This is a genomic window from Streptococcus sp. OMI870, assembly GCF_047460295.1.
Classification (GTDB): Bacteria; Bacillota; Bacilli; order Lactobacillales; family Streptococcaceae; genus Streptococcus.
Map to the genome: position 1 here is coordinate 126,459 of NZ_JASHGM010000003.1, position 24,131 is coordinate 150,589.

A 24,131-nucleotide genomic window follows, 5' to 3' on the forward strand; every position below is an offset into this window, starting at 1 on the left:
ATTTAATCAACTTTTTCGATCTTTAGCAATTGGCCGTGTTTTAATTCATAAATGGTATCTACATAGGTCAGGATGGAGCGGTCATGGGTCACCATGATGGCGCTCTTGTTTTTGGATTTGACTTCTTTCCGGATCAACCTGGCTATTTCTTGTCCCCGATCCGGGTCTAGGCTAGCGGTTGGTTCATCGGCTAAGATGACCTGGGGATTTCCGATAAAGGCCCGAGCGATGGCTGCCCGTTGTTTTTGCCCACCAGACATCTGATTCGGGTATTGGTGGTAACAAGCTTCGATGCCCAGATCTGCCAACAAGGCTTTGACCTCCTCTTGGCGTTTTTTCTTGTCCTTTTCCCCCTTCAATTTGGCCACCAGTTCTAACTGGTCACCGATTTTCATATAGGAGAGGAGCTGGTGATCTTGAAAGATAAAGCCGAGCAATTCCAGGCGTTTTTGCGTCCACTGACCTTGGTTGAGGTCAGTCAAGTCTTGGCCAGCGATAGAAATCCGCCCCTCGTCCGCTGATAAGAGTAAACCAGCTATAGCTAAGAGAGTGGATTTACCAGATCCTGAAGGGCCTAAGATGGCGACAAATTGGTTGGGTTCGACGCTTAAATTAAGCTGGTTGAGGACATGGTGCATCTGGCTGCCATCGGCGTAGGATTTTCTGATATTTTCTAATGCGATAATGGCCATCTTATTCTCCATTTCCACCAATGACTTCGATTGGATCTACTTTTTTGATTTTGACAAGGGACAAGGCACCACACAAAATAGAGGTCAGGATAAAGCTAACCGAGATGATGAGATTGTCTTTCAGGGTCATAAAGGAAGGGACGCTATTGGGTAAAAATGGCGCCATCATAGTTGCCAAACCAAGCCCCAGCAGTACTCCGATGAGGGAGATGATGGTGAGCTGGGATAGTTGGACATAGGTAATCTGGCTCATGGACATGCCAATGGCCTTTAGGACACCAAACTGTTTCAACTTTTGCAGGGTCAGGATATAGAAGAAGACCCCAAGGATAGCAGAAGAAGCGAGTAGCAGCACCCACGTGATCATCCGTAGCGTCAGGTTTTGAGCCTTGTAGCCAGGGATTTTATCGATTACTTGCTTCTTATCCGCCACCATCAAGTTGCTGGCTAGATCACTAGAAGTGATGCTCTTCTTGGTCACAAGGGTTTGGGCTTGCCATTGATAGCTTGGATCTGTTTTTTGCCGCATACCTGTGTAGGTCTCCGAGCTGATATAACCAATCTTGCTATAGCCGTATCTAGCATTTTTCGCAAAGGCCACGACCTTGAGTTTTTGCTTAGAAGTTTTGTCGATCACTTGATCGCCGACTTGGATTCCCTCATCTTCTTTGAAAGAACTGTCCAAAATGACCTCGTTTTTCTGTAAGTCGGAGATCTTGAGGTCTGTATCTTCCATGATTGGATTGAGGATCTCTTTTTCATTGTGATCGGTCGCGAAGTAGGTGATGTCCAGGGTATTGGAATCCTCTGTTTTTGAGACGGTTGCTCGCTGGATGGACAAGCCAGAATAGTCTATCCCTTTTATCTTTTGGACCTCATCTAAATCTTTCGCTGTAATGGTTGAAAAGGGGATAATCCCTTCTGAATCCGTCGAAAGGATGTAGTGCAGGGCCCCATAGTTATCGATTTGGGCCGATACCGACCGGCCCAGTCCATTTGTCAGACCGGACAAGAACACCACCATAAACATGAGAATGGTAATGAGAAGTTCAATCAGGATGAACTTCTTGGGTTGGTATTTAATTTCATTCCATGCAATTTTCATATTGGTTCTCCTTTTAGCAGGGAGGTGCTCTAGAAGGGTTGCTAGCACCTAAACATACTCTACCATCATACCACAAGTGGAGGGATAATAGGGGGATGGTGTTTGGAGAAGTATAGATGAATGAGACAGTTCAAGTTTTTATACATATAATATTATGGATCACCTTGACAATCCCTGTTAAAACTTGTAGAATGCAAAGGTCTTGTGAACCTTTTTCAGTGGTTCTCTCGATTTATAATAGGTATGGATGTTGTTATCTTAATTTTGATCTTAATAGTTGTCATTTCAGCCTTTGTTGTAGGAATATGTTATTGGGCCGTCAGTTATGCTCAGAAAAGCAATAAGGAGTATCAGACTTTTGCTTCCTTGCATGGTTACCAATTTGATCGAGCACAGGGGAATGACTATTACAGAGATTATTCGAAGAAGAAGATGGATCAGGATCGGACTATCACTCCTTTCCAAAGTCCCTTTGTTGAAAAATATGCCAACTTTACGCACTATCCCTTTGGCCGTGGTCATGAGCGAAAGGTAGCCTATGTGATCTCAGGTGCCTACAAGGACTGGCAATTCAGAGCCTTTACCTATCACTTTGTGGGCAATACCATGGAGCAAACTGGGACTGGTGGAGTCTTCAGTGTAGTCATGATTGAGTGTCCTCAGCCACCGCAGGTCCAGCTACCCGAGCAAGTCTTTTATGAGAATGGTGTTTTGTGCGACTACCAGAACGAAAATCTCAATGTAGAAACCCTTCATGATCGGATCGAAAAATTGGGAGAGCTGGCAAAAGGCATATAGGTATGAGCTGTCAGTAAGAATTCTTCAAAGAGAGTCCACTAGGATGATTGAGACAAGAGGCTGGGACAAAAGTCCTAGCCTCTCAATTATTTTGGGATTGTTTAACAAGACGCAGTGGTTGAGTGGGCTCTACTACGCTGATTTCATCAGCTTTTACAGCCCTACTCAACTGTGCGGAGGTGGGACGACGAAATCGAATTCTAACGAATTACCGATTTCTGTCCCACTCTCTTTTATGCTCAGATTCATTCTGCCACCTAGCTTTTATGGTATACTAGTTTTATGCAATTTTTCACAATCCTATGAGTCTAGGGCTGTTTTACAAGCGAGTGAAGGAGTCCGAGACTTTTGTAGGATAGGGATAAAAACAAGCAACCAAGCTACGAAGACTATGGCAAAAAATACTTGAAATAGACTTGGGTGAGAAAGGGACAGATATGTTTTTTAGAAGACAGCGTTATTTTTTGAATCAATATGAAGACAAAGCTGTTTATTTTGATCGGAAGACGCACGAAGTGTTAGAATCACCAAAGAGTAAGCTGTTGGATACAGAGAAATCTAGTAAGATGAACCGCCATATTCCTTATTTGGTTGTTCTTTTTCTGGCAAGCGGAGGTGGACTGGTCTCTTTATTTAGTCTATTCTTTCATGGCACCTATAGTATGGCAACTTTTTGGACAGTTATGTTTATCTGGGTAACAGAGTTTCTTTTCATCACTCTCCTTGTAGAGCGAGCCCTGTATCGAAATGTCCATCGAGCTACAGTCACCACAAAAACGGTCTGCCTAACAATGATGATTGAGAAAGTTGATGAAAATCAGGACGACGAAGAGGCGGAACAAGGATTTAGTAAAAAAGATTTTTTACTATTTTATGCCCTCTTGCTGACAGTTCCTGCGGTCGGTTTCTATTATGCCTATGATTTCCTTTCCCACTTCAGAGAGTTATTAGGGCACCCTATTGGAGGGGAGATTGTCAAGCGAAGTCTTGCAGGCCTTTTGTTAGGAACAGCTTTCGTTGTCTTCAATCAAAATAATTTCATTAGAAATTTGAAATTATTACTGCGTTTTGAAGAAGGAAAAATGAGTGTGGTATGTAGAGACGATGACAATCCAGATGTTTATCTAAAAGTAAGGATGGGAGCAGATTAAGAACCTGTCATCACCCAACTAGAGAAGGATAAAAACCAAGTTTTTAAGTAGAAGGTAGAAAGTGGACATGATGGAAAAAGAAATGAATGAGAAGATTATTGAAATCGTGCATCAAGCCAACGATATGATCCCAGTTGAGTGGGATGATTTGTATATTGTAATCGAGATGGACAAAACATTTAGTGGAGAAGTTTATTTTTATTTCAAATATAAGAATGAATATCACTATTATTTATACATTCCTAGAGATTTTGGTGTAGATAAATTCGAAATTTATAATCAAACAGATCGATTGTTTGAGAAATCGCAAGCATTAAAAAAAGTGTTCGTTGAGAACGATTTGGCTGATTGGTATATTTGTATCATTCATTTGGATGAAGATAATAAGTTATCAGTCGACTTTGACTACGCTCCATGGTTGGAAAGTGGTTATGGTCCAAGTGCTCGAATGGACTTGTTTGAATATAAATACTTAGGCAAACAACCAGCTGATGAAAAAGAACTAGAACAGTTCAAGGCCATGGAAGCCTTCCAAAGAGAGCATAATGAGAACTAGTTTGCTTGGAATAGATTTATCAGTCCAGATAAAGAAAGGGAGTTCATGACAAAAGCTTCAAAGAAAAAGAAAGTAGTGATCGAAGAACGCTACCACGGCCCTTTGATTACAGATGGTGTTAGTCTAGGCTATATCAAGCTTCTATCTTGGATTAGCTTAGCACTCTCTTTTATGGCGTATTTTGGGACAACTTATATCGATCATATTGGCATTTATAAAATCTTGTTCATTATTTGCATGTTCATTAGTGGTATAGCAATCCCACTCTCTTTCTTCGATCGTTTTATTGTGAGATTTAAGAGTTTTATCTATCTTTTTGTTTCTATACTTGTTTTGATTTTAAACGTTGGCACGACTTTTATAGGCTTGCTTATGCTAGTTGGTAATGACGGGATCTATTCAGTCTGGGCACTAATTTACAATCTCGTAGCTCTATGTATCCTGCTTTTTTCTACAGGTCTATATTCCTGGTATTATCTTCCTAAAAATCAGGGGAAAATCTGGGCTTTCAACCGATGGGAGACTTATGGTGGTAAAGACAATGACAAGAAGCAAGAGCGATTGTTTAATTTTTTAGTTGCTTTTGTAGCTGTATTGTTAGCGCCAGCTATTCTCACTGGCTACATTGAGAATGTCTTTGGTGTGTTCTTGGGCATCTTGATGAACCTCTTTTTACCAGCTCTCATAGTGGACGGAGTTCAGGCGGCACGCTATGTACGCAAACACCCAGAATATGAAGAGTAGATTTTTCATTTTGAAGCTTGTTCCTAATGGTTAGGAGATTTTAAGAACTTATTTTCATGATTAGAAAGAGGTATGTATGTTTTTTCTGAGACGTCGTCGTGTTTTTATCGGTGAATGCAATGGTCAGGCGGTCTATTATGACCAAAAGACGCGGGAGGCTTTAGCTGCTCCCAAGAGTGTCTTGCTCAATACTGAAGGGGCTCGAAAGACCAACGCCTATATTCCTGAATTGGTGATTTTCTTCATGGCTGGTGGAACAGGTGGCTTTGGCTTCCTTGCGGCAATGAGTATAGGAGTTTATAATTGGACCAGTCTGACTTTTATCCTATTATTGTGGTTGGCAGAGTTTTTGTTCCTGTTTGCGATTCTTGAACGAGGACTATATAAAAATGTTCACACGGCCCAGCCGACGACAGAGAAGGTCTTTTACTTTGCGGCTTCTCATAACTTGATGGTGGGGGAAGATAACTTTGATCCAGCTAAGTTGTCAACGAAAATCTTCCGATTCGTTCGTTTTCTAATCATTGCCACTAATATCTACTTGTTATATTTTTTTTATAGCTGTACTCAAAAATTTGGTCAGGAGATTGAACTAGGTAATGAATTCTGGCTAGGTGGATTATTATTCTATGTACTCGTGTTAATGTATAATCAAAACAATCCAGTTCGTTTTGTGAAAATTATGAAATTATACAGCCAAGGAAAAGTGCTCTTTAAGAAAGAGCAGGACGACAGTGGAGCGTAAGGAATGAAAAGAATCAGTTTATTTGGAGCTGACTTCGAAGACAGTAAAAAGATCGTAACCTATGGGAAGTATTCATTAACAGCAGGAATGCCAAATCCCATTCATATGAGCTTTCTCAATCGGCTCTTTACAGTTGGTTTTTGTATGTTTTTTGCTTTTGGCATTGTAGGATATTTTATATCAATTCATATGCCAAGTAACATCGGTTTAGAAGGTGAAGTATATTATATTTCTTATGCTTCAACAGTTTTGATTCGTTCAATGGCGGTGTTTTTAAAACCTATAAGTCTGCTATTCTACTTAACTTATCTATTCGCTTCTATTCCTGTTTTTTGGCCGAAGAAGCGCTTAAGCAGTCAGGTCTTTACCTATTTCCCTTTCTATTTTCCGTGGGCATCTTCTGTATTTTTAGCAGTCTTCTATTTAGCAAGTGCTGCAGCCTTCGATGCCTATACTATGCTGGGCTTCTGGCTTCAGTTGATAGTGGGAATTGCTTTCTTTATTTGGATAGTTATCAATAGTATTCAAAATCTCAAGAGACGATTAAATGATGAGGAGCCAAAACCAATTCTGAAGAAAGTCGTGTTGATGACACTAGGAATGATGGCCCTTCTTTTTTCTGTATCTTTAGTTTATCATCTGGTAAATAAGTTACCGATTTTGTGGTATTTCTATCTTTTCGGCTTGTTGTTAATTGTTTTGTTTGTTTCTTATGCTTATTTAGTGGCCTTTCTTATCAATGCCCACATTGTGCAAGCCTACTATATCCATAAGTATCCGATGGAATACAAGGAATATCTGGAAATTAGCGACCGCGACTGGTACAGCAAACGCTATTATAAGAAGTTAATCAAAAGCGGTCAGCTAGAAGAGGAGTAGTGGGGTATGAACCGTCAGTCAGAAGCATTAAATAAGGAATATTTTCAAGCGCTGGGTTCCACGCGAGCTTCTGTTAGAATGTTGAGTTTGGCCTGGGCTGGTTTGTTTGTATTGAGCATCGACCTGACTCATCTATACTTTTTTATCAAGGAGCAATTCACAGTAGATCCTTTTTCGAATGTTCCTTTTCTCTTTCTGTGTCTCCTTCTATTGCTCATGCTGGGCTGTCAAATCATGTCATTTAGCAAACCATTCATCTACAAGCATCAATTCTTTAGTACTGTGATGCTCTTTGTACTGATCAATGGGATCCATCTCTCATTAGTTTTAATGGATTATATTCTCACTATTTTAACGAATGAGGTTCTAAAAGATTCGCTGATCTACTCGCTGATGTATTGGTTGAGTTTCACTGTTTTATTTATCGGTTTGACGGTTTATAATGTCAGCTGGTTAAAAAAGCAATTAGGACGAGGGTTTTCAGAAAAACGAGCTGCTGGGAATTCTATCGCCGCCTCTAGTGTCTATAGCAAATCCTCCCTCTGGATTATTTTCGGAATCACTGTGTTAGGCGGAGGGTTGTCTAGTTTATCTGGTTATTATGTGCAAACATTTGGGATTGTGAGCAATATAGTCTTTACTTCAGCTTTTTCAAGATTAATCGTCGAAGTTGGTTATCTCCTTTATTTAAGAAGTAAGGATAAAACCTATTGGGAAGAAGGACCGAAGGAAGGCCAGAGTCAGTTCTTCTTGAAAACCATAGATCTCAAAAAGGCCAAGCACCGCTTGACTACAGAAGTTGTCTTATTTTTGACTCTAGCAGTGTCTTTAAAACTATTGAATATAGATGTCGAAAATAGCCCAAGTTGGCTCATAGCAACCATAAGAATTTTTGGATATGCAATTCTTTTTGATGCCACAATCAGTTTCGTTTATTCTCAGATTAAAAAGAAGAGATAGGGAGAACATGAAGAAGAAAAGAATGCTTTTAATTTCACTGTTTATAGTTTTTTGCCTATCTTTTTCTGGCATTCAGTACTATAGGCATCAGCGGATTCACAATATTTTTGATGAAATATAATATGAAGAAAGTGATTATCACAATTATACTTTTCTCTGGAATGGTCGAGCTTTTTATCAGTTAAAAGGTTTAAAAATTGTTGACAACGATACTAAAGAAATTTCGATTCATTCCATTGATTATGAAAGTGTAGATTTACCAAATGATATTCAATTTCTAGGTTATTATTTTTATTTTGGCTTTCAGGATATGACAAAAGTTGGAGTAGAAATGCGTTTGAGGATACCAGATTCAGAGACAACTATAAATGTAGAGTATCTTTACGATGTAAATAATCAACAATTAGAACGCTATATGTGGTATTAGGATGAGAACAGCGTGAGATATTATCGCAAGTCTCAAGTAGAAGCCTTTCTGGCGGAGCATGGAAAGACTGTTGAAGATATTCGCAAGGAAGCAGATGAGGTGCTCCGTAATAAAGTCCTGAAAGACTGGACCTCCATCTATTCTAGTCGCTTTAGCCCAAAGAACTGGGGCGATGTGACCGTCAAGGATATTTGGAGAGAGGATATGGGAGAATACTAGATAAAAGATACATAAAGAGTATGAATAACTTTTATAAAAGGATAAAAATGAATCTTAAACTGTAAGTACCCATTCTAGTAGCAAGAAAGGAAGACAAATGATAACACCCCTGATTTTTATTATTTCTCTCGTCTTATTTTTACGTCGTTTTAAAAGCAAACGTTCACGAAAGATCATTGGCTTCTTATATGCTTCCTTTGCGGTTTGGTTTGTTTATTCGATTTTTACTTATGGAAGCTACACCCTCCATCCTGGTCAAAGTGTTACATTGAAAGTTTATCCCAATACGGACCAGTTGGAGTATAGTTCGGAATTGATTTTAGAAAAGAAGGATGATCAAAAAATCAAATTATCTGGAATGACTGTTTGGTCTGAACAAGTTGGTGATGTGTTATTTGAAGTAGAAGGACAAAAGGTCGTGAAGATAAGTGATACTGAAAGTGGTTCTAAGGAGCTTCCTAACAATCAACAGGATATTCAATTGGTAGAAGATGGGATTGTGATCACCTTCATAGGCGAGAAAGTTTTTGATGTCACGAATAATAAGAAATTCACCATCACCATCACCAATGTAGACGATAAGCCAGCCCACTTTAAAGCGCGAGTGGTGGATCGGTAAACTGGACCTCCATCTACTCTAGTCGCTTTAGCCCAAAAATTAGGGGTGATGTGACCATGAAGGATATTTGGAGAGAGGATCTTGGAGCAGACTAGTGACATGTCTCAATCTGAGTTGCTGAGGAGGAATGAGGGAGCAGTGCGTGTGAAAAACAAAAGAGAACAACTTAATAAATGGAATCTAGGATGTTCTGGAGTAGTTGCTATTGTAGCAATTGTGTTTACATGCTGTATTTATTTGTATTTCAAAGATGCGAGTTACACCTTGAAACCAGGCGATTCCATAGTTTTAAAAGTTCCGACCTCAAAACAAAAAGAATTTTCCCCCAAATTATATCTATCTAAGATTTCTGGAGGGAAATTAGAATTATCTGGGAAAACCTCATGGTGGCAGCGTGGAGAAGGAAACCTTGTAGGGACTAACTATGATGTTTTGAAGCAAGAAATTAGCGAAATCTACTCATCATCAAGCAATATTCCAACAAAAATAAAAAAAAATGATCCAAATAATAGTATATATTTATCAAAAGAAGGTGTCGTTCTTCAATCTAAAGAATCTTGGGAATTTGAGCTTCCAAACTCAAAACAAATAAAAATAACGAATATTTTAGACAGGGATATTAGGTTTGAAGCGCAGGTGACAGGTGACTAGAGGAACAGCCAAAAGGGAACTTGAAGTTTAAGGAAATTACCAAAGAGTAGGGTGTTGAACTAAGATTTACGAAGGAGTAGACAGATGAAATTAGATAGCAGAGTTGAACAGGCTTTGCAAGCTATAAATTTTGTGGAGAGGTATAAGGAGCTTTCAGATAAATTTAGCTTAGATAGAACGCCTAAAGACAAACGCTTAAACATTATTACAGGTGAGTTGGTATTTGATATTTTTGAAGATTTAGGGTATAGAGCTAAATTTGATGGACGTGAAAAATTCTTTTATATTGAGCCTTTTAAAGAAAATTGCTATACTTTTGGATTCCATAATAGTATTTTTAAAGGATTAGTAGAATTAATATGGATTGTTAGGGACTCCCAAAACAAAGTGATACTTGGTACCCCACTGATAGAGTTTTCTAGGAGGCTTATCACACCGGACTATAGAATCATGGATCCAGTGATTTCAAATTATGATGATTTAGAAAATGTCATGAAAATTGCTTTTGAGATGTACGAAGACTTCAAACAGGCTTTTCTGAAGATTGCAGCAGAGGATTAATAGATGTTAAAAGATTTTATAAAAGTGGTAGATATGCCCCAAGAAGTTATTGAAAAATACAAGGATCAAGTCCCAGCTGAGTTGCTACAGATTTGGCAGGAAGATGGTCTGGGAACCTTTTTAGATGGTTATCTAAAAGTTATCAATCCAGATGACTATCTAGAGCTTCTCCAAGATAGTTATTTCAGAGGAGACGTCGCTTTTCCTATGTTCGTAACAGCATTTGGAGATATTATTACTTGGGAAGAGAATGAATTTGTTGGTATTGTAAAATATAACGTTCAAGACTGCGACATTATTATAAAGAGCTTGAAATATTTCCTTCAGTATTTAGATAACTCATATGTGACTGATAACTTTGAACTTGATTTATATAGACAAGCTGTGTCAAAACATGGTGCTCTGTCTTATAACCAATGTTTTGGTTTTGTCCCGCTCCTGGCATTAGGAGGCTTTAAAGATGTGGATCATATGGATAAAGTCAAAGTCCTGGAGCACATTTATCTCATGTACCAACTCACAGGCGGAGTGTTTGATGATTGTTAAAAAAAGAACCACCCTCGAGGTGGTTTTCTTGTGGTTTGATCAGATGAGGCTGCTGATAACTCAAGATCAATAACATTAGCGTTCATCTCTTGCTATAATTGACGGGCAGAGTCTACGTAACCTTTGTACTCTTCGTCAATTGAAGCAGTAGGGATGAATAGAAGAGTATATTTTTTCCTTCGACCTTTTCCTTAATTAGTTTACCTGACTTTGAAAAATTTGAACACAAAAATAATGCCATGTTATTAACTTTTTCCTCTTAATACACTGAAAAAATGGTAATGAAGATATTAAAGATTATTAGTTATCATTTTCTCTCTTTTGCATAGAGAGAAACTCTTGAAGGAATAGTTTTTTAGCCTCTCCATCTGATGAAGTATCTAAATCCTCGATAATCATTCTGGCTACTTCTTCGCGTGAGGTTGTTCCGTACTCTTCTAACAATTTATAATCAATTCGTTCTTCAACGTTTGTATATGGGTAACGAGCAAGTAAATCATCGATACGATTATCAAATTCATACTTAGTCCATAACTCTTCAAAGACATCCCTATAATTCTCTATATTAGACTCTGAAGCAATTAAAGATAATGTATCCAGAAATCCAGATTTATATCCTTTTATTTCTGAACAAAGAGCGATGACTTCATCTTTATTAATTTTGGTTAAATCTTCTCGGATGTCTAATAAGTCCTTATCTCCAAAAAGTTTTTCAAAACCTTCAAGTTGAGTATTGAAGCTGCTTAATTTTGAATGCTCTGGTTGAACCAATATTTCTCTAAAATCCATAATAATCTCCATATTTCTCTAAATAAAATATTAGAGTGTCGTGAATAGACACTCTTGGAATGGTAGCTAAAAGTCAAATTAGCTTGGAAGGGCTTACATATAAATATTATACATTTTATAAAAGTATACGTCAAATTTTATAAAAAATTCTCTATAAAATATAGTATTTTAAAAAAATTTTTTAAAAAAGCTCAAATTTCTATCGAATAGAAACTGATACATCATCCTAAATGAAACATAAAATACAATAAAATGAATTTTTTATTCATTTTATTAGTGATCGAGATAGAACAAATAATATAGAAAACAAGCAAAATCAAACACGTTTTTATAGATGTATAAACAAATGAATACATAAATTAACCTAAATTAAAATGTCGTGAAAACGCAAACAATCTTACTATATAAAGATTTATTGTCTTATAAGAATATTTATGCTTTTTAAAAATACCCAAGCATTTTAGTTGACTTTGTTTGGGCAAACGTTTATAGTTATATTAATCATAGAAAAATATTTTGGAAAAAACATCCAAAATAAGATTTTAGCTAAAATTCTACTATTTATTTTATCAATGCAGATTGATAATATTACCAATCAATGGAGATAGATAATATTTAAATAAATATTCTTTGATTTAGAAAGGTGGCCCGTTATGCTATGGTCTATTATTGTAGGAGGCCTTATTGGTCTCATTGCAGGAGGAATCACTAAAAAAGGTGGTTCAATGGGTATCATTGCTAATGTTTTAGCAGGTTTAATTGGTTCATCAGTTGGACAATCTCTTTTGGGTACTTGGGGACCATCTTTGGCAGGTATGGCATTGCTTCCTTCAATTGCAGGAGCTGTCATTGTTGTTTGTGTCGTTTCATTCTTCTTAGGGAAGAAGGAATAAATTTCTTTTTTCAAAAATAGATCATAATCTTTATAACAGGAAAAGATTATGATTTGATTGTAGTTTTGAAAAGATTCGATATTTCAAAATTACAGAAGAAAAAGGCAACTAAGTAAAAGATGCTATTTAAGGTGCAATCATAGATGTTAAGAATTTATTTAATGGTGATGACAAATAAGTCATAAGTATAATCGATTTTTCGTGTTAGATCAACATACTCTATACAATTTTTAGTTCTGTTCATATTAAGTTTTACAATAAGATTATAGAGGCTATAAGCCGATATAATCGAATAAACCTAAGTAAAGCACTATTTCAATTTAACTGAATGGTGGCACACTTAGCATAAGATTTAAGCGAAAAATCGATTTTCTTTTGATATAAAATAAAATATATTACAGATGGAGGTAAGACTATGTCTACAGAAGAAAAAATCAATCAAGCAAAAGGTACAGTCAAAGAAGGATTCGGTAAATTGACTGGCGACAAGAAAACAGAAAAAGAAGGGGCTGCTGAAAAAGTAGTTTCTAAAGTTAAAGAAGTCGCAGAAGACGCAAAAGATGCTGTTGAAGGAGCAATCGAAGGCGTTAAAAATATGATTAAAGGTGACGATAAATAGTTGATAATAGTCATCTTTTAGTCCCTAATGACGCATTCTAATTAGCTCCACTATGGAGAATAGAGTGCGTTTTTGATTTTGTGAGATTAATTTGCTATTGTAACAGATATTTTCGTAGTATTCCTGTAATGGTATTTTGTTATAACATAAACAATTAAGGAGGTATTACAATGAATAAACTATTGGCTCTACTATTTTTAACGATTTTGAGTATGCCTTTAATTTCATGCTCTAATCAAAGAAATCAGACTTTGGATGGGGAATATTATTGGGTTAGTGAATCTAGAAATGAACGAGCATTTACTATCTCAGGAAATAAAGGGATACTTGATAGTAGTGTTGCTGACAACTTTGTAATTGATCGAAAGAATGAAACAATTGAGTTAATGGGCTCGCAAATGTTAAACCGTACAACAAGTTATATATATGAAGATGGTGTCTTTACTGTAGATATCTCTGGTGTAGAGCGTGATTATTATAAGAAAGATAGTGAGGCTTATAAGAAGGCACTGAAGGATTTAGATGAAAATTGACCACAATAATTAATCTTTTCTTTTGCTCTTGTCATTTAACGCTTATCCTATACAAAGGAATTAAGCGTTTTTATATTGTGTATCTCCTAGGTCAAGAATTGACTCTCAGTTATTCTAGTGTGTACTAAATCTGACAAAATTGACAAAATTACATAAATTTGATATAATAAATTTATATAAGGATTTGAATCAAATTACTACAACTAAGAAAGATCCTTTAAATAACAAGCTAGCCTTGTTGCTTGCTGTAAAATAGAAACAAGTTGTATAAATAGAAAGTGAGAATACTATATGAGAATAACAAGTTTTAGAGATATGGACACCACTGAAGATTTTGAATTTGTAGAAGAAAAAATGGGAGAGTACTTCCGTTGGGGGATTGCTGATTTCTATTCGCTTCAACAAGCAACTTATTGGATTGGGGATATCTTGAGAAAAGAACCCAGCGCTAATTTTGAAGTAAGAGCACGACTTTCAGAAGGTGATGATGTAGATGAATATGAAAGAATCGTGTTGTACGAAGGAGACCAGTGTTTTGATTCGTGGTTTTTAGAAGAGAAAGCAAGCTTCATGGCACCATATTCCATGATACTATTTCTCAATAAGGATACAAATGTGGTGTATGCTATTGAGAAAAATGAATTTGATGAGCCTGGACATGTGAAATATTTATGTGAGATAAGAAAATAAGAGAGTTGAAAAACTCTCTTTAAATTTAGTTATTAGTATATTGATAATTATATTTTTGAAAACCTCTTGATAAGAAGAAGGCGACCGACCATAATATAGTTATGGAAATCAAACACAATAAAATACTTGTATTATTATTTATTAATCTCTTCTTGATTGTGCTGGTTTTATTACATACCCAAGAATGTAATAAAACAGTATGAGCAGATAATGTTTTACTAGAAGCATTTACTTTTTCTGCGGATTTATTTTCATCAAAAGGGTCTCAGGCTATAGAACAAGAGCAGTATATGGTCATACACTGCAAGAAAAAATAAATCAAGAATTTGATAACGTTAGAAAACTTTTATAATTATTTGGTACAAAAAACAAAATGACAAGCAAAAAAGAGAGTGGGACAGAAATCGGTAATTCGTTAGAATTCGATTTCGTCGTCCCACCTCCGCACAGTTGAGTAGGGTTGTAAAAGCTGATGAAATCAGCGTAGTAGAGCCCACTCAACCACTGCGTCTTGCTCGACAATCCAAAGATAATTGAGAGGCTAGGACTTTTGTCCCAGCCTCTTTCCTGTTGATTTAGATGCCCCCTGCATGGATTTGGAAAGGACTTTCATATTGAGAGTAATTAAATTTGTTGAAATATAGCTGATTTTAGGAAATACTTTTAGGTGTTTTCAATGTCAGGATTTAAAAATGGGGCAAAAGTGGGGCAAAAACGATTGACTCACATTTGGTTTGAAAACCTATAATACCTAATGGTTATGCTATACTAGATATATAGTGTTGTTATCAACAAATATCAGTGCGAGACTGAATTGGAGGATAAAATGGAACAACCAATCAATCAGAAAATTCGTGAAATTGCACAAAGTGTTAATGAGACGATACCAGTAGCTTGGGATAATCTTTTTATAAACATCACCCTAGCTTTTGATGGTGGTGAAGTCTATTACTTCTTTAACGAAGAGGGTAAAAGTGAATATATTTACAATCTCTATATTCCCAAACAGTATGGGATTCCTAACTTGGAATTCAGAGAAAATGAAAGACGAACTTTTAAGTTGGCTTGGGAATTGAGAGAAATATTTAAAAAAGCAGAACAAGCTTTGTGGACAACATGTATAATAAAGGTTGTTGGCACAAAACTATCTGCTGAATTTGACTATGCCCCTTGGTTTGAGAGTGGATTCAGCTCAGGACAACAAATGGATTTCTTTGAGTATAAATACTTAGGCAAGCAACCAACGAATGAAAAAGAACTAGAGCAGTTCAAGGCTATGGAGGACTTTCAAAGAGAGCATTATGGCAAATAGTTTGTTTGATAAGAGTAATAAGACCAGATTAGTGAGGTGATTGAGTGGTTAAATTTTCAAAAATAGATAAACAATTAAAAAAAGAACTGAATCAATCTGTCCGCGTGGCAGCGAAGCGATTGAAACTTAAATCAAGAAGTGAAAGGTTTTTTGATAAAGTAGGAGACTATCTAGTTAAATATATGATCGATATTAATTTCCCAGATAATAAGTTTCGTCTAATCATTCGTCCTTATATCAAACCCTATATCATTGATGATATTTTTTGGGAAGTCTTTGATATGGAGAGTAATTCACAGGAACCAATGAGTCTTCGAGCGGTTGGAGCTTTTACAGTAGATACCTTTTCGTTACCAACTAAGATCGCCGAAGAAGACTGGACGATGGAGGATATCGACCTAGAAAAGGTTGAAACCAAGGTTTTTGAGGTGCTCTCAAAAGTGCATGAAGAAGTCTTAAAACTAATAAATAGCTTCTCAACTTTTGAAGATTTTTATACTTATGTGGTCGAGAATGCGCCAATTCCTGCCCATTATGACTTGATGGGAATGCTGTTAATAATCCACCGTGAGCAATATGCAGATGCACTCCGAATGGCCGAAGATTTGATTGCAAAGCGTAAACTTGGAAAATTCCAAAATAAGAGTAAATGGATCAATGAATACATTGTGGATTATTGTAAAGAGAAAATCAAATCAGATTAAGGGCTTTTGTCCATGTATTTAATTTCAAATGATTCAACCCCAAATCGGAGGATAAAATGGAAAAACAAATTAATGAGAAAATAATCGAAATCGTACAACAAGCCAACAAGATGATTCCAGTAGAGTGGGATGATTTGTATATTGTAATAGAGATGGACAAGACCTATAGTGGTGAAGCTTATTTTTATTTTAAATATAAAAATCATTATCATTACCATCTTGAAATGCCAGAAGATTTTGGTCTATCAATGATGGAAGTTCTAAACGAGAATACAGTTTTATTTGAAAAATCTGAAGAATTGAAAAAAGTATTCGTTGAGAACGATTTGGCTGATTGGTACATTTGTATCATTCATTTGGATGAAGATAATAAGCTGTCAGTTGACTTTGACTACGCTCCATGGTTGGAAAGTGATTTTGGGCCTACTGCTCGTATGAACTTTTTCAGATATAAGTTTCTTGGTTTTAAACCACGAAACGAAAAAGAGCTTGAACAGTTCAAGGCTATGGGAGCTTTCCAAAGAGAGCATAATGGAAACTAGATGAAACAATCAAAAAAACCACCTTCGGGTGGCTTTTTCTATACTTCATTTTACCATTTCGTCAAGGAAATTTCGCCACTATTGAGCCAGATTTCTTCCTGCTTATCTAACTGGACCAAGAGTTGGCCGGTATCAGAGATGTCTTTGGCGAGGCCTTGATAGGTCTGTTGGTTCTGCTCAAAAGTGACAGTTCGCCCTAAGACCAGGGAGCGCTCTTTGTAGAGGTAGACCAGTTCATCGATATCCGTATGAAGAAATTCCCTCCAAATCTCGCTGATGAGGTCATTTCGGGTGATGGGACAAGGGCCTTCAAATAAGGAACCAGCCTTGCTTTCTAGCTCATCTGGAAAAGTAGAGATAGCCAAATTGAGACCGACTCCAATAATGATATCCGTGACAAGGCCAGTCTCGATGGATGTGATAGCTTCGGTTAGGATTCCTCCAATTTTTTTATGGCGATAGTAAATATCATTGACCCATTTGATATCGACATCGATCAGGGTCAGGTTTTTAATAGCCTTATAGATGGCTCCTGCGACCATGAGGGTATAAGGGGGGAGCTCCGCAGGTGGGAGTTGGGGCTTGAGATGAAGAGACATATAGACACCGCCTTGATCGGGAGAGTAGTAGTCGCGACCAAAGCGGCCCTTTCCAGCAGATTGGGATTTGGCCAGGTAGAGAGCCCTGCCCTCTTTATGGGCTTCCATGCCTAATTTTGCGTCCAATTGGGTAGAATGACATTCTTCATTCAAAGTAACGGTCAACTGGGTATTGCTTGCGATGACCTCAGGAAGCAGAATATCGCCTGAGACCAGTCTATACCCCTTCTTTTTTAGGGATTCGATGACGACCCCATCTTTTTCTAGACGCTGGATGGCCTTCCAGATAGAGGTGCGGGAAACACCTAATTCTTTTGCCAACTGTTCCCCGTTGACATAATCATCTGCCTGAGAAAGGGTTTGAAAGAGGATTTCGTGTGTTTTCATAAGACTAAGATCTCCTAGCGACTGCTGTCTCGAATCGTCAGTTTGGTGGCTAATTTGACCATGCAGGGAACACTTGGTTGACTCCCTTGAAAGGTTTGCCGCAACATCTGAATGGCTTGCTTGCCCATTTCTTCTGTGTAGACGGTCACTGTAGAGAGGGCAGGAAAGACATACTTGGCGATGGAAGTATCATTGAAGGAAATGATGCTGACGCGATCGGGTACTGCGATTTGGTGCTCCTGAAGGGACCGAAGGGCCCCAACAGCTATGGCATCACTGGCCATGAAAAAGGCAGTTGGTAAATCGTCGCCCAGTGCTTGAATCAGCTGCTCCATCATCTGATAGCCCGACTCGGTCGAGAACTGGCCGACAGCGACAAAGCGCTCCTCATAAAGCCCTTTTTCCGTGAGAAACTGTTGAAAGACTCGTTGACGAGGATCCATCTGAAGCGGTGTCGCATCTGCGGTCTCTTCTTGCCCAACCAAGAGTCCGATCTCCTTGTGATGATGCTCAAGAAAATGCTCGAGAGCGGTGATAACAGAATCTTCTAAATCTGTCGTCACGCAAGAATGCCCCAGATAGAGGGTATTGCTATCGACAAAGATCAGGGGTTTGCCGTAGCTTTCTAGATCTTGAATGGTCTTGGGACTGAATTTCCCAAGAGCAATAATGCCGTCTGCCTCCTGAATCAAAGACCAATCGTCCTTGTTAAAGATACGAAAGATCTCATAGCCTAATTCCTGGGCTTGTTTCTCCAAGCCCATCCGAATGGCATAGTAGTAGAGGTCCTCTAATTCTTCTTCGCGCGTGTACCATTCAAAGATGACGATTTTATGAGAATCTTCGACTGGTTGAGGCGCTGTTTTGCGGCTTTTCTTTTGGTAATGCAGGTCCTCAGCGATGCGAAGAATCCGATTGCGCGTGTCTTCACCAACCGATAAGGTCGCATCCTGGTTTAGGACGCGAGAGACCGTTGCCTGAGAAACGCCTGCTTTTTCTGCAATGTCTTTAATCGTTGCCATAGTTCATCCTTTATTGCTTACTAGTTCCAGTATACTCTAAATACTAGTAAAAAGAAATAAATTTTTACTAAATTTTATGTTTGTTGCGATATTGGCTAGGAGTCAGGTGGCTATAGGCCTTAAAGGCCTTTGAAAAATAGAGGGGGTCTGAAAAGCCAACTGAGTAAGCCACGATCTTGATGCTTTCGTCTGTGTTGGTCAGCAACTGCTGGGCCCGTTGCATGCGGACTGAGTGCAGGAATTCCTTGGGAGAGATCTGGTGAAACTCTTTAAAAACAGTTGTTAGGTAGGAACGATGGACATTGAGGTCATCAGCGATCTCTTGAATACTGATATGCTCTTTTGCGTAATGCGTCTCAATCACATGTTTGCAAGTCAGATAGAGTTGATAGGTTGGAGATGGATGGCTCCGATGGATGTCGGGAGCCACTTCACTGATAAGAAATAGCAGTTCATAGATCTGAGAGAGGAGGTGGAGTTGGTAGTGCGAGGTCATCTTAGAGTCCTCTGCCTTGTGGACAAGTTGCTCCATGAATAGTCCAATTCTCTCTGTGTCCACCTCTGTTTTCTTTAGAAAACCTTTGGCATGTATGGTTGAAAAGCGCATGAAATCACTCACCTTGGTGCCGCTAATCCCAATCCAGTAGTAGGACCAAGGATCTTCTGCGTCTGCCTTGTAGTAGGTCACCATATTTTTAGGGAGAAGGAAGAGATCCCCGGCTTCTAAATGGATTTCATTTTTATTGATGTGAAAGACACCTTTTCCCTTGGTGATAAAATGCAGAACAAAATTGTCTCGAAAGCTAGGACCAAATTCATAATTCTTGGGGCAATCTTCGTAGCCGTAAAAATCAAGGGCTAGATCAATCGTGTCGGTTTGGTATTCTGAAAAGACTAACATAGGTAAACCTCCTACCTAACATTTTACCATATAAGCCCAACAAAATTCTATTTTCGAAAGCGTTTACAACGGTTAAAATAAAGACATGTAAAAAAAGAAAAATATTGGAACTGAATATAAAAATACATAGTGATATTTTTAGGGTCCAATGGAGGAAGATATGGCAATTCGTATCGAACAAAATTTGTTCTATGTAGAAAGTAAGGGACTGAGCCTCATCCTTGAAAATCGAGATGGCTACCTGATGCTCAAGCATTTGGGGCGCCCGATTCCGTCCTATCATTTTTCCAATACCGTGCATGAGAAGGACCATGCTTTCGCTGGAAATCCAACACCTGACAATCGAACCTTTAGTCTAGATACCCAGCGACAGGTCTTGGGCCAGCACGGACTAGGAGATTTTCGAAAGCCGTCTATTCAGATCCAGCACGGCATTACAGAGGTGACGGATTTCCTTTATGTCGGAGCCAATATCTACTCTGGCAGTGTCCAGGCGGCCGGTCTTCCGAACCCTCACTCAGTAGATCAGGCTGAAACCTTGGCACTGGTCTTTGAAGATGATCAAGCAGCCCTGCGGTTGACCCTCTACTACACCGCCTACGAGGATCGGACAACCATCACTAGCTTCTCAAAGATTGAAAACTTGAGTGATGAAAAGGTTGTGATCCACAAGGCTCTTAGTGTGTTGGCAGATATCCCAGCAGGTGATTACGATATCATCACTCTGCAAGGAGCCTATGCGAGAGAAAAAACAGTTCGCCGTCAGCAAGTGGAGCAAGGAATCTTCTCCATCAGCTCCAACCGTGGTGCTTCTGGACACGCCCAGACTCCAGCCCTCATTCTTGCCGATCATGAAGTGACAGAAGATGCGGGCTCTGCTCTGGCCTTCCAACTGCTCTACAGTGGGAATTTTGAAGGATTTGTTCAGAAAAATCAACTCAATGAAGTTCGGGTTGGACTGGGGATCAATCCTGAAAACTTCGCTTGGGAATTGGAACCCAATCAGAGCTTTGATACTCCAGTGGCCATGATCACATACTCCCATAAGGGATTGACCGGTCTCAGTCAAGAGAGTCAAGCATTTGTCCAAAACCATATCATTCCTAGTCCCTTTGCCCATAAAGAACGTCCAATTCTTATCAACAACTGGGAAGCGACCTACTTTGATTTCAAAAAAGACAAATTATTGGAGCTAGCAGACGAAGCTCAAAAAGTGGGGATCGAACTCTTTGTTCTAGATGATGGCTGGTTTGGCAATCGTTATGATGACAATCGGGCTCTAGGTGATTGGAGCGTCAATGAAGAAAAATTAGGTGGAAGTCTAGCAGAATTGATCCAAGGCATCCACGACAAGGGACTTCAATTTGGCCTTTGGGTGGAGCCCGAAATGATTTCTGTTGATAGCGACCTCTATCGGGCTCATCCGGACTGGGCTATTCAAGTCCCAGGTTACGAACACACCTATTCACGGAATCAACTGGTGCTCGATTTCGCAAATAGAGAAGTGGTAGCTTATATCAAGCAGGTCTTGGATGACTTGCTTGGAAACCATGAGATCGACTATATTAAATGGGATATGAATCGCAATATCACCAAGCTTGGAAATGGGAAAACCTACCTGGAAACCAAGATGCAATCCCATGCTTATATCTTGGGTCTCTATGAAGTGGTTTCGTACTTGACGGAGAAATACGAGCACATCCTCTTTGAGTCTTGCTCCGGTGGTGGTGGCCGCGATGACCTAGGGATGATGCGTTACTTCCCACAGGTCTGGGCGAGTGACAATACGGATGCCATTGCCAGACTTCCGATCCAGTATGGATCTAGTTATCTCTATCCTACCATTTCTATGGGGGCTCACGTATCAGCTGTTCCAAATCACCAGATGGGACGGATGACACCACTTGAAACGCGCGGACATGTAGCCATGATGGGAAATCTGGGCTATGAATTGGATCTAACCAGTCTTCCGCAAGAAGAGTTGGATAGGATTGCAGCTCAAGTCGCTCATTACAAAACGATTCGACTACTTGTTCAGTTCGGAAAACACTACCGCTTAATGAATCCTAGTCAAGGTGCCAATCAAGCAGCCGTCCAGTTCACTTATCAAGACCGTACGGTTGTAACCTATGTAAGGGTCTTATCAACGGTTGAGGAGATCGAGCCAACTCTGAAACTCAAAGGCTTGGAAGAAGATGCACTCTATAGCTTAGAAGGGACGGACCAAGTCTATTCAGGAGCTGAGCTCATGTATGCTGGCTTAACCGTCGTTCTTCCTCAGGGAGATTTCCTCTCTAAACAATATGTTTTTGTCAAAAAATAAAAGGAGACAGCCAAATGAAATGGTTTAAAAAAATCGGACTTCTTGCAACTACAGGTTTAGCTTTGTTTGGGCTCGGTGCTTGCTCCAACGATGGTAAATCGGCGGATGGCACAGTGACCATCGAGTATTTCAACCAGAAAAAAGAAATGACCAAAACCTTGGAAGAAATCGCGCGTGATTTTGAAAAGGAAAACCCAAAGGTCAAGGTCAAAGTTGTCAATGTACCGAACGGTGGTGAAGTATTGAAAACACGTGTCCTCGCAGGAGATGTGCCGGATGTGGTTAATATATACCCACAGTCCATCGAACTGCAAGAATGGGCAAAAGCAGGTGTCTTTGAAGATTTGAGCAATAAAGACTATCTGAAACGCGTGAAAAATGGCTATGCTGAAAAATATGCCGTGAACGGAAAAGTCTACAACGTTCCTTTTACAGCTAATGCTTATGGAATTTACTACAACAAAGATAAATTCGAAGAACTGGGCTTGAAGGTTCCTGAAACCTGGGATGAATTTGAACAGTTAGTCAAAGACATCGTTGCTAAAGGACAAACACCATTTGGAATTGCAGGTGCAGATGCTTGGACACTCAATGGTTACAATCAATTAGCCTTTGCGACAGCAACAGGTGGAGGAAAAGAAGCCAATCAATACCTTCGTTATTCTCAACCAAATGCCATTAAATTGTCTGATCCGATTATGAAAGATGACATCAAGGTGATGGATATTCTTCGCATTAAAGGTTCGAAGCAAAAGAACTGGGAAGGTGCTGGCTATACCGATGTTATCGGAGCCTTCGCACGTGGGGATGTCCTCATGACACCAAATGGGTCTTGGGCGATCACAGCGATTAATGAACAAAAACCGAACTTTAAGGTTGGAACCTTCATGATTCCAGGAAAAGAAAAAGGACAAAGCTTAACTGTTGGTGCAGGTGACTTGGCATGGTCTATCTCAGCTACTACCAAACATCCAAAAGAAGCCAATGCCTTTGTGGAATACATGACCCGTCCAGAAGTCATGCAAAAATACTACGACGTGGACGGATCTCCAACAGCGATCGAAGGGGTCAAACAAGCAGGAGAAGATTCACCGCTTGCTGGTATGACCAAATATGCCTTTACGGATCGTCACTTGGTCTGGCTGCAACAATACTGGACCAGTGAAGCAGACTTCCATACCTTGACCATGAACTATGTCTTGACAGGTGATAAACAAGGCATGGTCAATGATTTGAATGCCTTCTTTAACCCGATGAAAGCGGATGTGGATTAGGAGTAGAGAGACTATGAAAAAAGTATTACAAAAATATTGGGCATGGGCTTTTGTGGTCATCCCCCTCTTGTTACAAGCAATTTTCTTCTATGTGCCGATGTTCCAAGGAGCCTTTTACAGTTTTACCAACTGGACAGGTTTGACGTATAACTACAAGTTTGTCGGCTTAAACAACTTTAAGCTCCTCTTCATGGATCCAAAATTCATGAATGCGATTGGCTTTACCGCGATCATCACCATTGCCATGGTGGTTGGTGAGATTGCCCTTGGGATCTTCATTGCGCGTGTCTTGAACTCTAAAATCAAAGGTCAAACCTTCTTCCGTGCATGGTTCTTCTTCCCAGCTGTTTTGTCTGGTTTGACAGTAGCTTTGATCTTCAAGCAAGTCTTCAACTACGGTCTTCCAGCGATTGGGAATGCCCTTCATATAGAATTTCTCCAAACCAGTCTTTTAGGGACTAAGTGGGGAGCAATCTTTGCGGCTGTCTTTGTCCTTCTTTGGCAAGGGGTGGCCATGCCCATCATCATCTTCCTCGCTGGTTTGCAATCCATCCCAACTGAGATTACAGAAGCTGCGAAGATCGATGGCGCGACTAGCAAGCAAGTCTTCTGGAATATTGAATTGCCTTACTTGCTACCAAGTGTCTCTATGGTCTTTATCCTAGCCCTAAAAGGTGGGCTGACTGCCTTTGACCAAGTCTTTGCCATGACCGGTGGTGGTCCAAACAATGCCACAACCTCACTTGGGCTCTTGGTTTATAACTATGCCTTTAAAAACAACCAATTCGGTTATGCCAATGCCATTGCCGTAATCTTGTTCTTCTTAATTGTAGTGATTTCGATCATCCAATTGAGAGTATCTAAGAAATTTGAAATTTAAGAGGAGAAGC

At 39.1% G+C, this 24,131-nt stretch carries 28 protein-coding genes; 22 read left to right on the forward strand and 6 right to left on the reverse strand.

Annotated features, from left to right (window positions below; genetic code table 11):
- Positions 1–2 precede the first annotated feature (2 nt).
- A complete protein-coding gene (locus QM968_RS06705; protein ID WP_223356394.1) occupies positions 3–692 on the reverse strand; it encodes an ABC transporter ATP-binding protein in 690 nt (229 codons plus the stop codon).
- A gap of 1 nt (position 693) precedes the next feature.
- Positions 694–1,797, reverse strand: coding sequence for an ABC transporter permease (locus QM968_RS06710; protein WP_223356396.1), 1,104 nt, complete (start codon positions 1,795–1,797; stop codon positions 694–696).
- Between the two features lie 243 nt (positions 1,798–2,040).
- On the opposite strand from QM968_RS06710, the gene QM968_RS06715 reads away from it, so the two are divergent.
- The 12 genes from QM968_RS06715 to QM968_RS06770 all read left to right on the forward strand — a co-directional run bounded on the left by QM968_RS06715 (position 2,041) and on the right by QM968_RS06770 (position 10,653).
- Complete coding sequence (locus tag QM968_RS06715) at positions 2,041–2,595, forward strand: hypothetical protein (protein WP_414383116.1); 555 nt, start codon at positions 2,041–2,043, stop codon at positions 2,593–2,595.
- Positions 2,596–3,032: 437 nt separating this feature from the next.
- A complete protein-coding gene (locus tag QM968_RS06720) occupies positions 3,033–3,746 on the forward strand; it encodes a hypothetical protein (protein WP_414383118.1) in 714 nt (237 codons plus the stop codon).
- 70 nt (positions 3,747–3,816) lie between these two features.
- The gene (locus tag QM968_RS06725; protein ID WP_414383284.1) at positions 3,817–4,302 is read left to right on the forward strand and encodes an immunity protein YezG family protein; all 486 of its coding nucleotides are present in this window, start codon (positions 3,817–3,819) and stop codon (positions 4,300–4,302) included.
- 45 nt (positions 4,303–4,347) lie between these two features.
- The gene (locus tag QM968_RS06730; protein ID WP_414383120.1) at positions 4,348–5,046 is read left to right on the forward strand and encodes a hypothetical protein; all 699 of its coding nucleotides are present in this window, start codon (positions 4,348–4,350) and stop codon (positions 5,044–5,046) included.
- A gap of 76 nt (positions 5,047–5,122) precedes the next feature.
- Positions 5,123–5,791: a hypothetical protein gene (locus tag QM968_RS06735; protein ID WP_414383122.1), complete on the forward strand. Its 669-nt coding sequence runs from the start codon at positions 5,123–5,125 to the stop codon at positions 5,789–5,791.
- Between the two features lie 3 nt (positions 5,792–5,794).
- On the forward strand, positions 5,795–6,670 hold the full coding sequence (locus QM968_RS06740; protein ID WP_414383124.1) for a beta-carotene 15,15'-monooxygenase: 876 nt from the start codon (positions 5,795–5,797) through the stop codon (positions 6,668–6,670).
- 6 nt (positions 6,671–6,676) lie between these two features.
- The gene (locus QM968_RS06745; RefSeq protein ID WP_414383126.1) at positions 6,677–7,630 is read left to right on the forward strand and encodes a hypothetical protein; all 954 of its coding nucleotides are present in this window, start codon (positions 6,677–6,679) and stop codon (positions 7,628–7,630) included.
- Between the two features lie 439 nt (positions 7,631–8,069).
- Positions 8,070–8,276: a TipC family immunity protein gene (locus QM968_RS06750; RefSeq protein ID WP_414383128.1), complete on the forward strand. Its 207-nt coding sequence runs from the start codon at positions 8,070–8,072 to the stop codon at positions 8,274–8,276.
- Between the two features lie 97 nt (positions 8,277–8,373).
- Entirely contained in the window at positions 8,374–8,895 is a 522-nt protein-coding gene (locus tag QM968_RS06755) for a hypothetical protein (protein WP_414383130.1), read from the forward strand.
- Between the two features lie 99 nt (positions 8,896–8,994).
- Entirely contained in the window at positions 8,995–9,546 is a 552-nt protein-coding gene (locus QM968_RS06760) for a hypothetical protein (protein WP_414383132.1), read from the forward strand.
- An 84-nt stretch (positions 9,547–9,630) separates the two neighbouring features.
- Positions 9,631–10,107, forward strand: a complete 477-nt coding sequence (locus QM968_RS06765) for a hypothetical protein (RefSeq protein ID WP_414383134.1) — start codon at positions 9,631–9,633, stop codon at positions 10,105–10,107.
- 3 nt (positions 10,108–10,110) lie between these two features.
- On the forward strand, positions 10,111–10,653 hold the full coding sequence (locus tag QM968_RS06770) for a T6SS immunity protein Tdi1 domain-containing protein (RefSeq protein WP_414383136.1): 543 nt from the start codon (positions 10,111–10,113) through the stop codon (positions 10,651–10,653).
- 300 nt (positions 10,654–10,953) lie between these two features.
- Here QM968_RS06770 and QM968_RS06775 read toward each other — a convergent pair whose 3' ends face one another.
- A complete protein-coding gene (locus tag QM968_RS06775) occupies positions 10,954–11,442 on the reverse strand; it encodes a hypothetical protein (RefSeq protein WP_414383138.1) in 489 nt (162 codons plus the stop codon).
- Positions 11,443–12,095: 653 nt separating this feature from the next.
- Between QM968_RS06775 and QM968_RS06780 the strand changes: the two genes are divergently transcribed.
- From QM968_RS06780 to QM968_RS06810, 7 genes are all read left to right on the forward strand, one after another.
- The gene (locus QM968_RS06780; protein ID WP_003007835.1) at positions 12,096–12,335 is read left to right on the forward strand and encodes a GlsB/YeaQ/YmgE family stress response membrane protein; all 240 of its coding nucleotides are present in this window, start codon (positions 12,096–12,098) and stop codon (positions 12,333–12,335) included.
- Positions 12,336–12,750: 415 nt separating this feature from the next.
- Positions 12,751–12,954, forward strand: coding sequence for a CsbD family protein (locus tag QM968_RS06785; protein ID WP_021153475.1), 204 nt, complete (start codon positions 12,751–12,753; stop codon positions 12,952–12,954).
- Between the two features lie 170 nt (positions 12,955–13,124).
- Positions 13,125–13,487 carry a hypothetical protein gene (locus tag QM968_RS06790; protein WP_414383140.1) on the forward strand — a complete coding sequence of 121 codons (363 nt, stop codon included), beginning with the start codon at positions 13,125–13,127 and terminating at the stop codon, positions 13,485–13,487.
- A gap of 291 nt (positions 13,488–13,778) precedes the next feature.
- Entirely contained in the window at positions 13,779–14,177 is a 399-nt protein-coding gene (locus QM968_RS06795) for a hypothetical protein (RefSeq protein WP_049517938.1), read from the forward strand.
- Between the two features lie 826 nt (positions 14,178–15,003).
- On the forward strand, positions 15,004–15,489 hold the full coding sequence (locus QM968_RS06800; RefSeq protein ID WP_414383142.1) for an immunity protein YezG family protein: 486 nt from the start codon (positions 15,004–15,006) through the stop codon (positions 15,487–15,489).
- 44 nt (positions 15,490–15,533) lie between these two features.
- Complete coding sequence (locus QM968_RS06805; RefSeq protein ID WP_414383144.1) at positions 15,534–16,193, forward strand: hypothetical protein; 660 nt, start codon at positions 15,534–15,536, stop codon at positions 16,191–16,193.
- A 56-nt stretch (positions 16,194–16,249) separates the two neighbouring features.
- Positions 16,250–16,735, forward strand: coding sequence for an immunity protein YezG family protein (locus tag QM968_RS06810; RefSeq protein WP_414383146.1), 486 nt, complete (start codon positions 16,250–16,252; stop codon positions 16,733–16,735).
- Positions 16,736–16,785: 50 nt separating this feature from the next.
- On the opposite strand, the gene birA is transcribed toward QM968_RS06810, so the two are convergent.
- The 3 genes from birA to QM968_RS06825 all read right to left on the reverse strand — a co-directional run bounded on the left by birA (position 16,786) and on the right by QM968_RS06825 (position 19,644).
- Complete coding sequence (birA, locus tag QM968_RS06815; protein WP_414383148.1) at positions 16,786–17,721, reverse strand: bifunctional biotin--[acetyl-CoA-carboxylase] ligase/biotin operon repressor BirA; 936 nt, start codon at positions 17,719–17,721, stop codon at positions 16,786–16,788.
- A 14-nt stretch (positions 17,722–17,735) separates the two neighbouring features.
- Complete coding sequence (locus QM968_RS06820; protein ID WP_414383150.1) at positions 17,736–18,743, reverse strand: LacI family DNA-binding transcriptional regulator; 1,008 nt, start codon at positions 18,741–18,743, stop codon at positions 17,736–17,738.
- A gap of 67 nt (positions 18,744–18,810) precedes the next feature.
- A complete protein-coding gene (locus QM968_RS06825; RefSeq protein ID WP_414383152.1) occupies positions 18,811–19,644 on the reverse strand; it encodes an AraC family transcriptional regulator in 834 nt (277 codons plus the stop codon).
- A 160-nt stretch (positions 19,645–19,804) separates the two neighbouring features.
- Here QM968_RS06825 and QM968_RS06830 point away from each other — a divergent pair, with 160 nt between their 5' ends.
- Genes QM968_RS06830 through QM968_RS06840 form a run of 3 tightly spaced genes read left to right on the forward strand, consistent with a single transcriptional unit; the run spans position 19,805 to position 24,121 of the window.
- Positions 19,805–21,967, forward strand: coding sequence for an alpha-galactosidase (locus tag QM968_RS06830; RefSeq protein WP_414383154.1), 2,163 nt, complete (start codon positions 19,805–19,807; stop codon positions 21,965–21,967).
- Between the two features lie 14 nt (positions 21,968–21,981).
- A complete protein-coding gene (locus tag QM968_RS06835) occupies positions 21,982–23,241 on the forward strand; it encodes an extracellular solute-binding protein (protein WP_414383156.1) in 1,260 nt (419 codons plus the stop codon).
- 13 nt (positions 23,242–23,254) lie between these two features.
- Positions 23,255–24,121 (forward strand): carbohydrate ABC transporter permease, encoded by an 867-nt coding sequence (locus QM968_RS06840; protein ID WP_049523549.1) that lies wholly within the window; start codon positions 23,255–23,257, stop codon positions 24,119–24,121.
- The last annotated feature ends 10 nt before the right edge of the window (positions 24,122–24,131 follow it).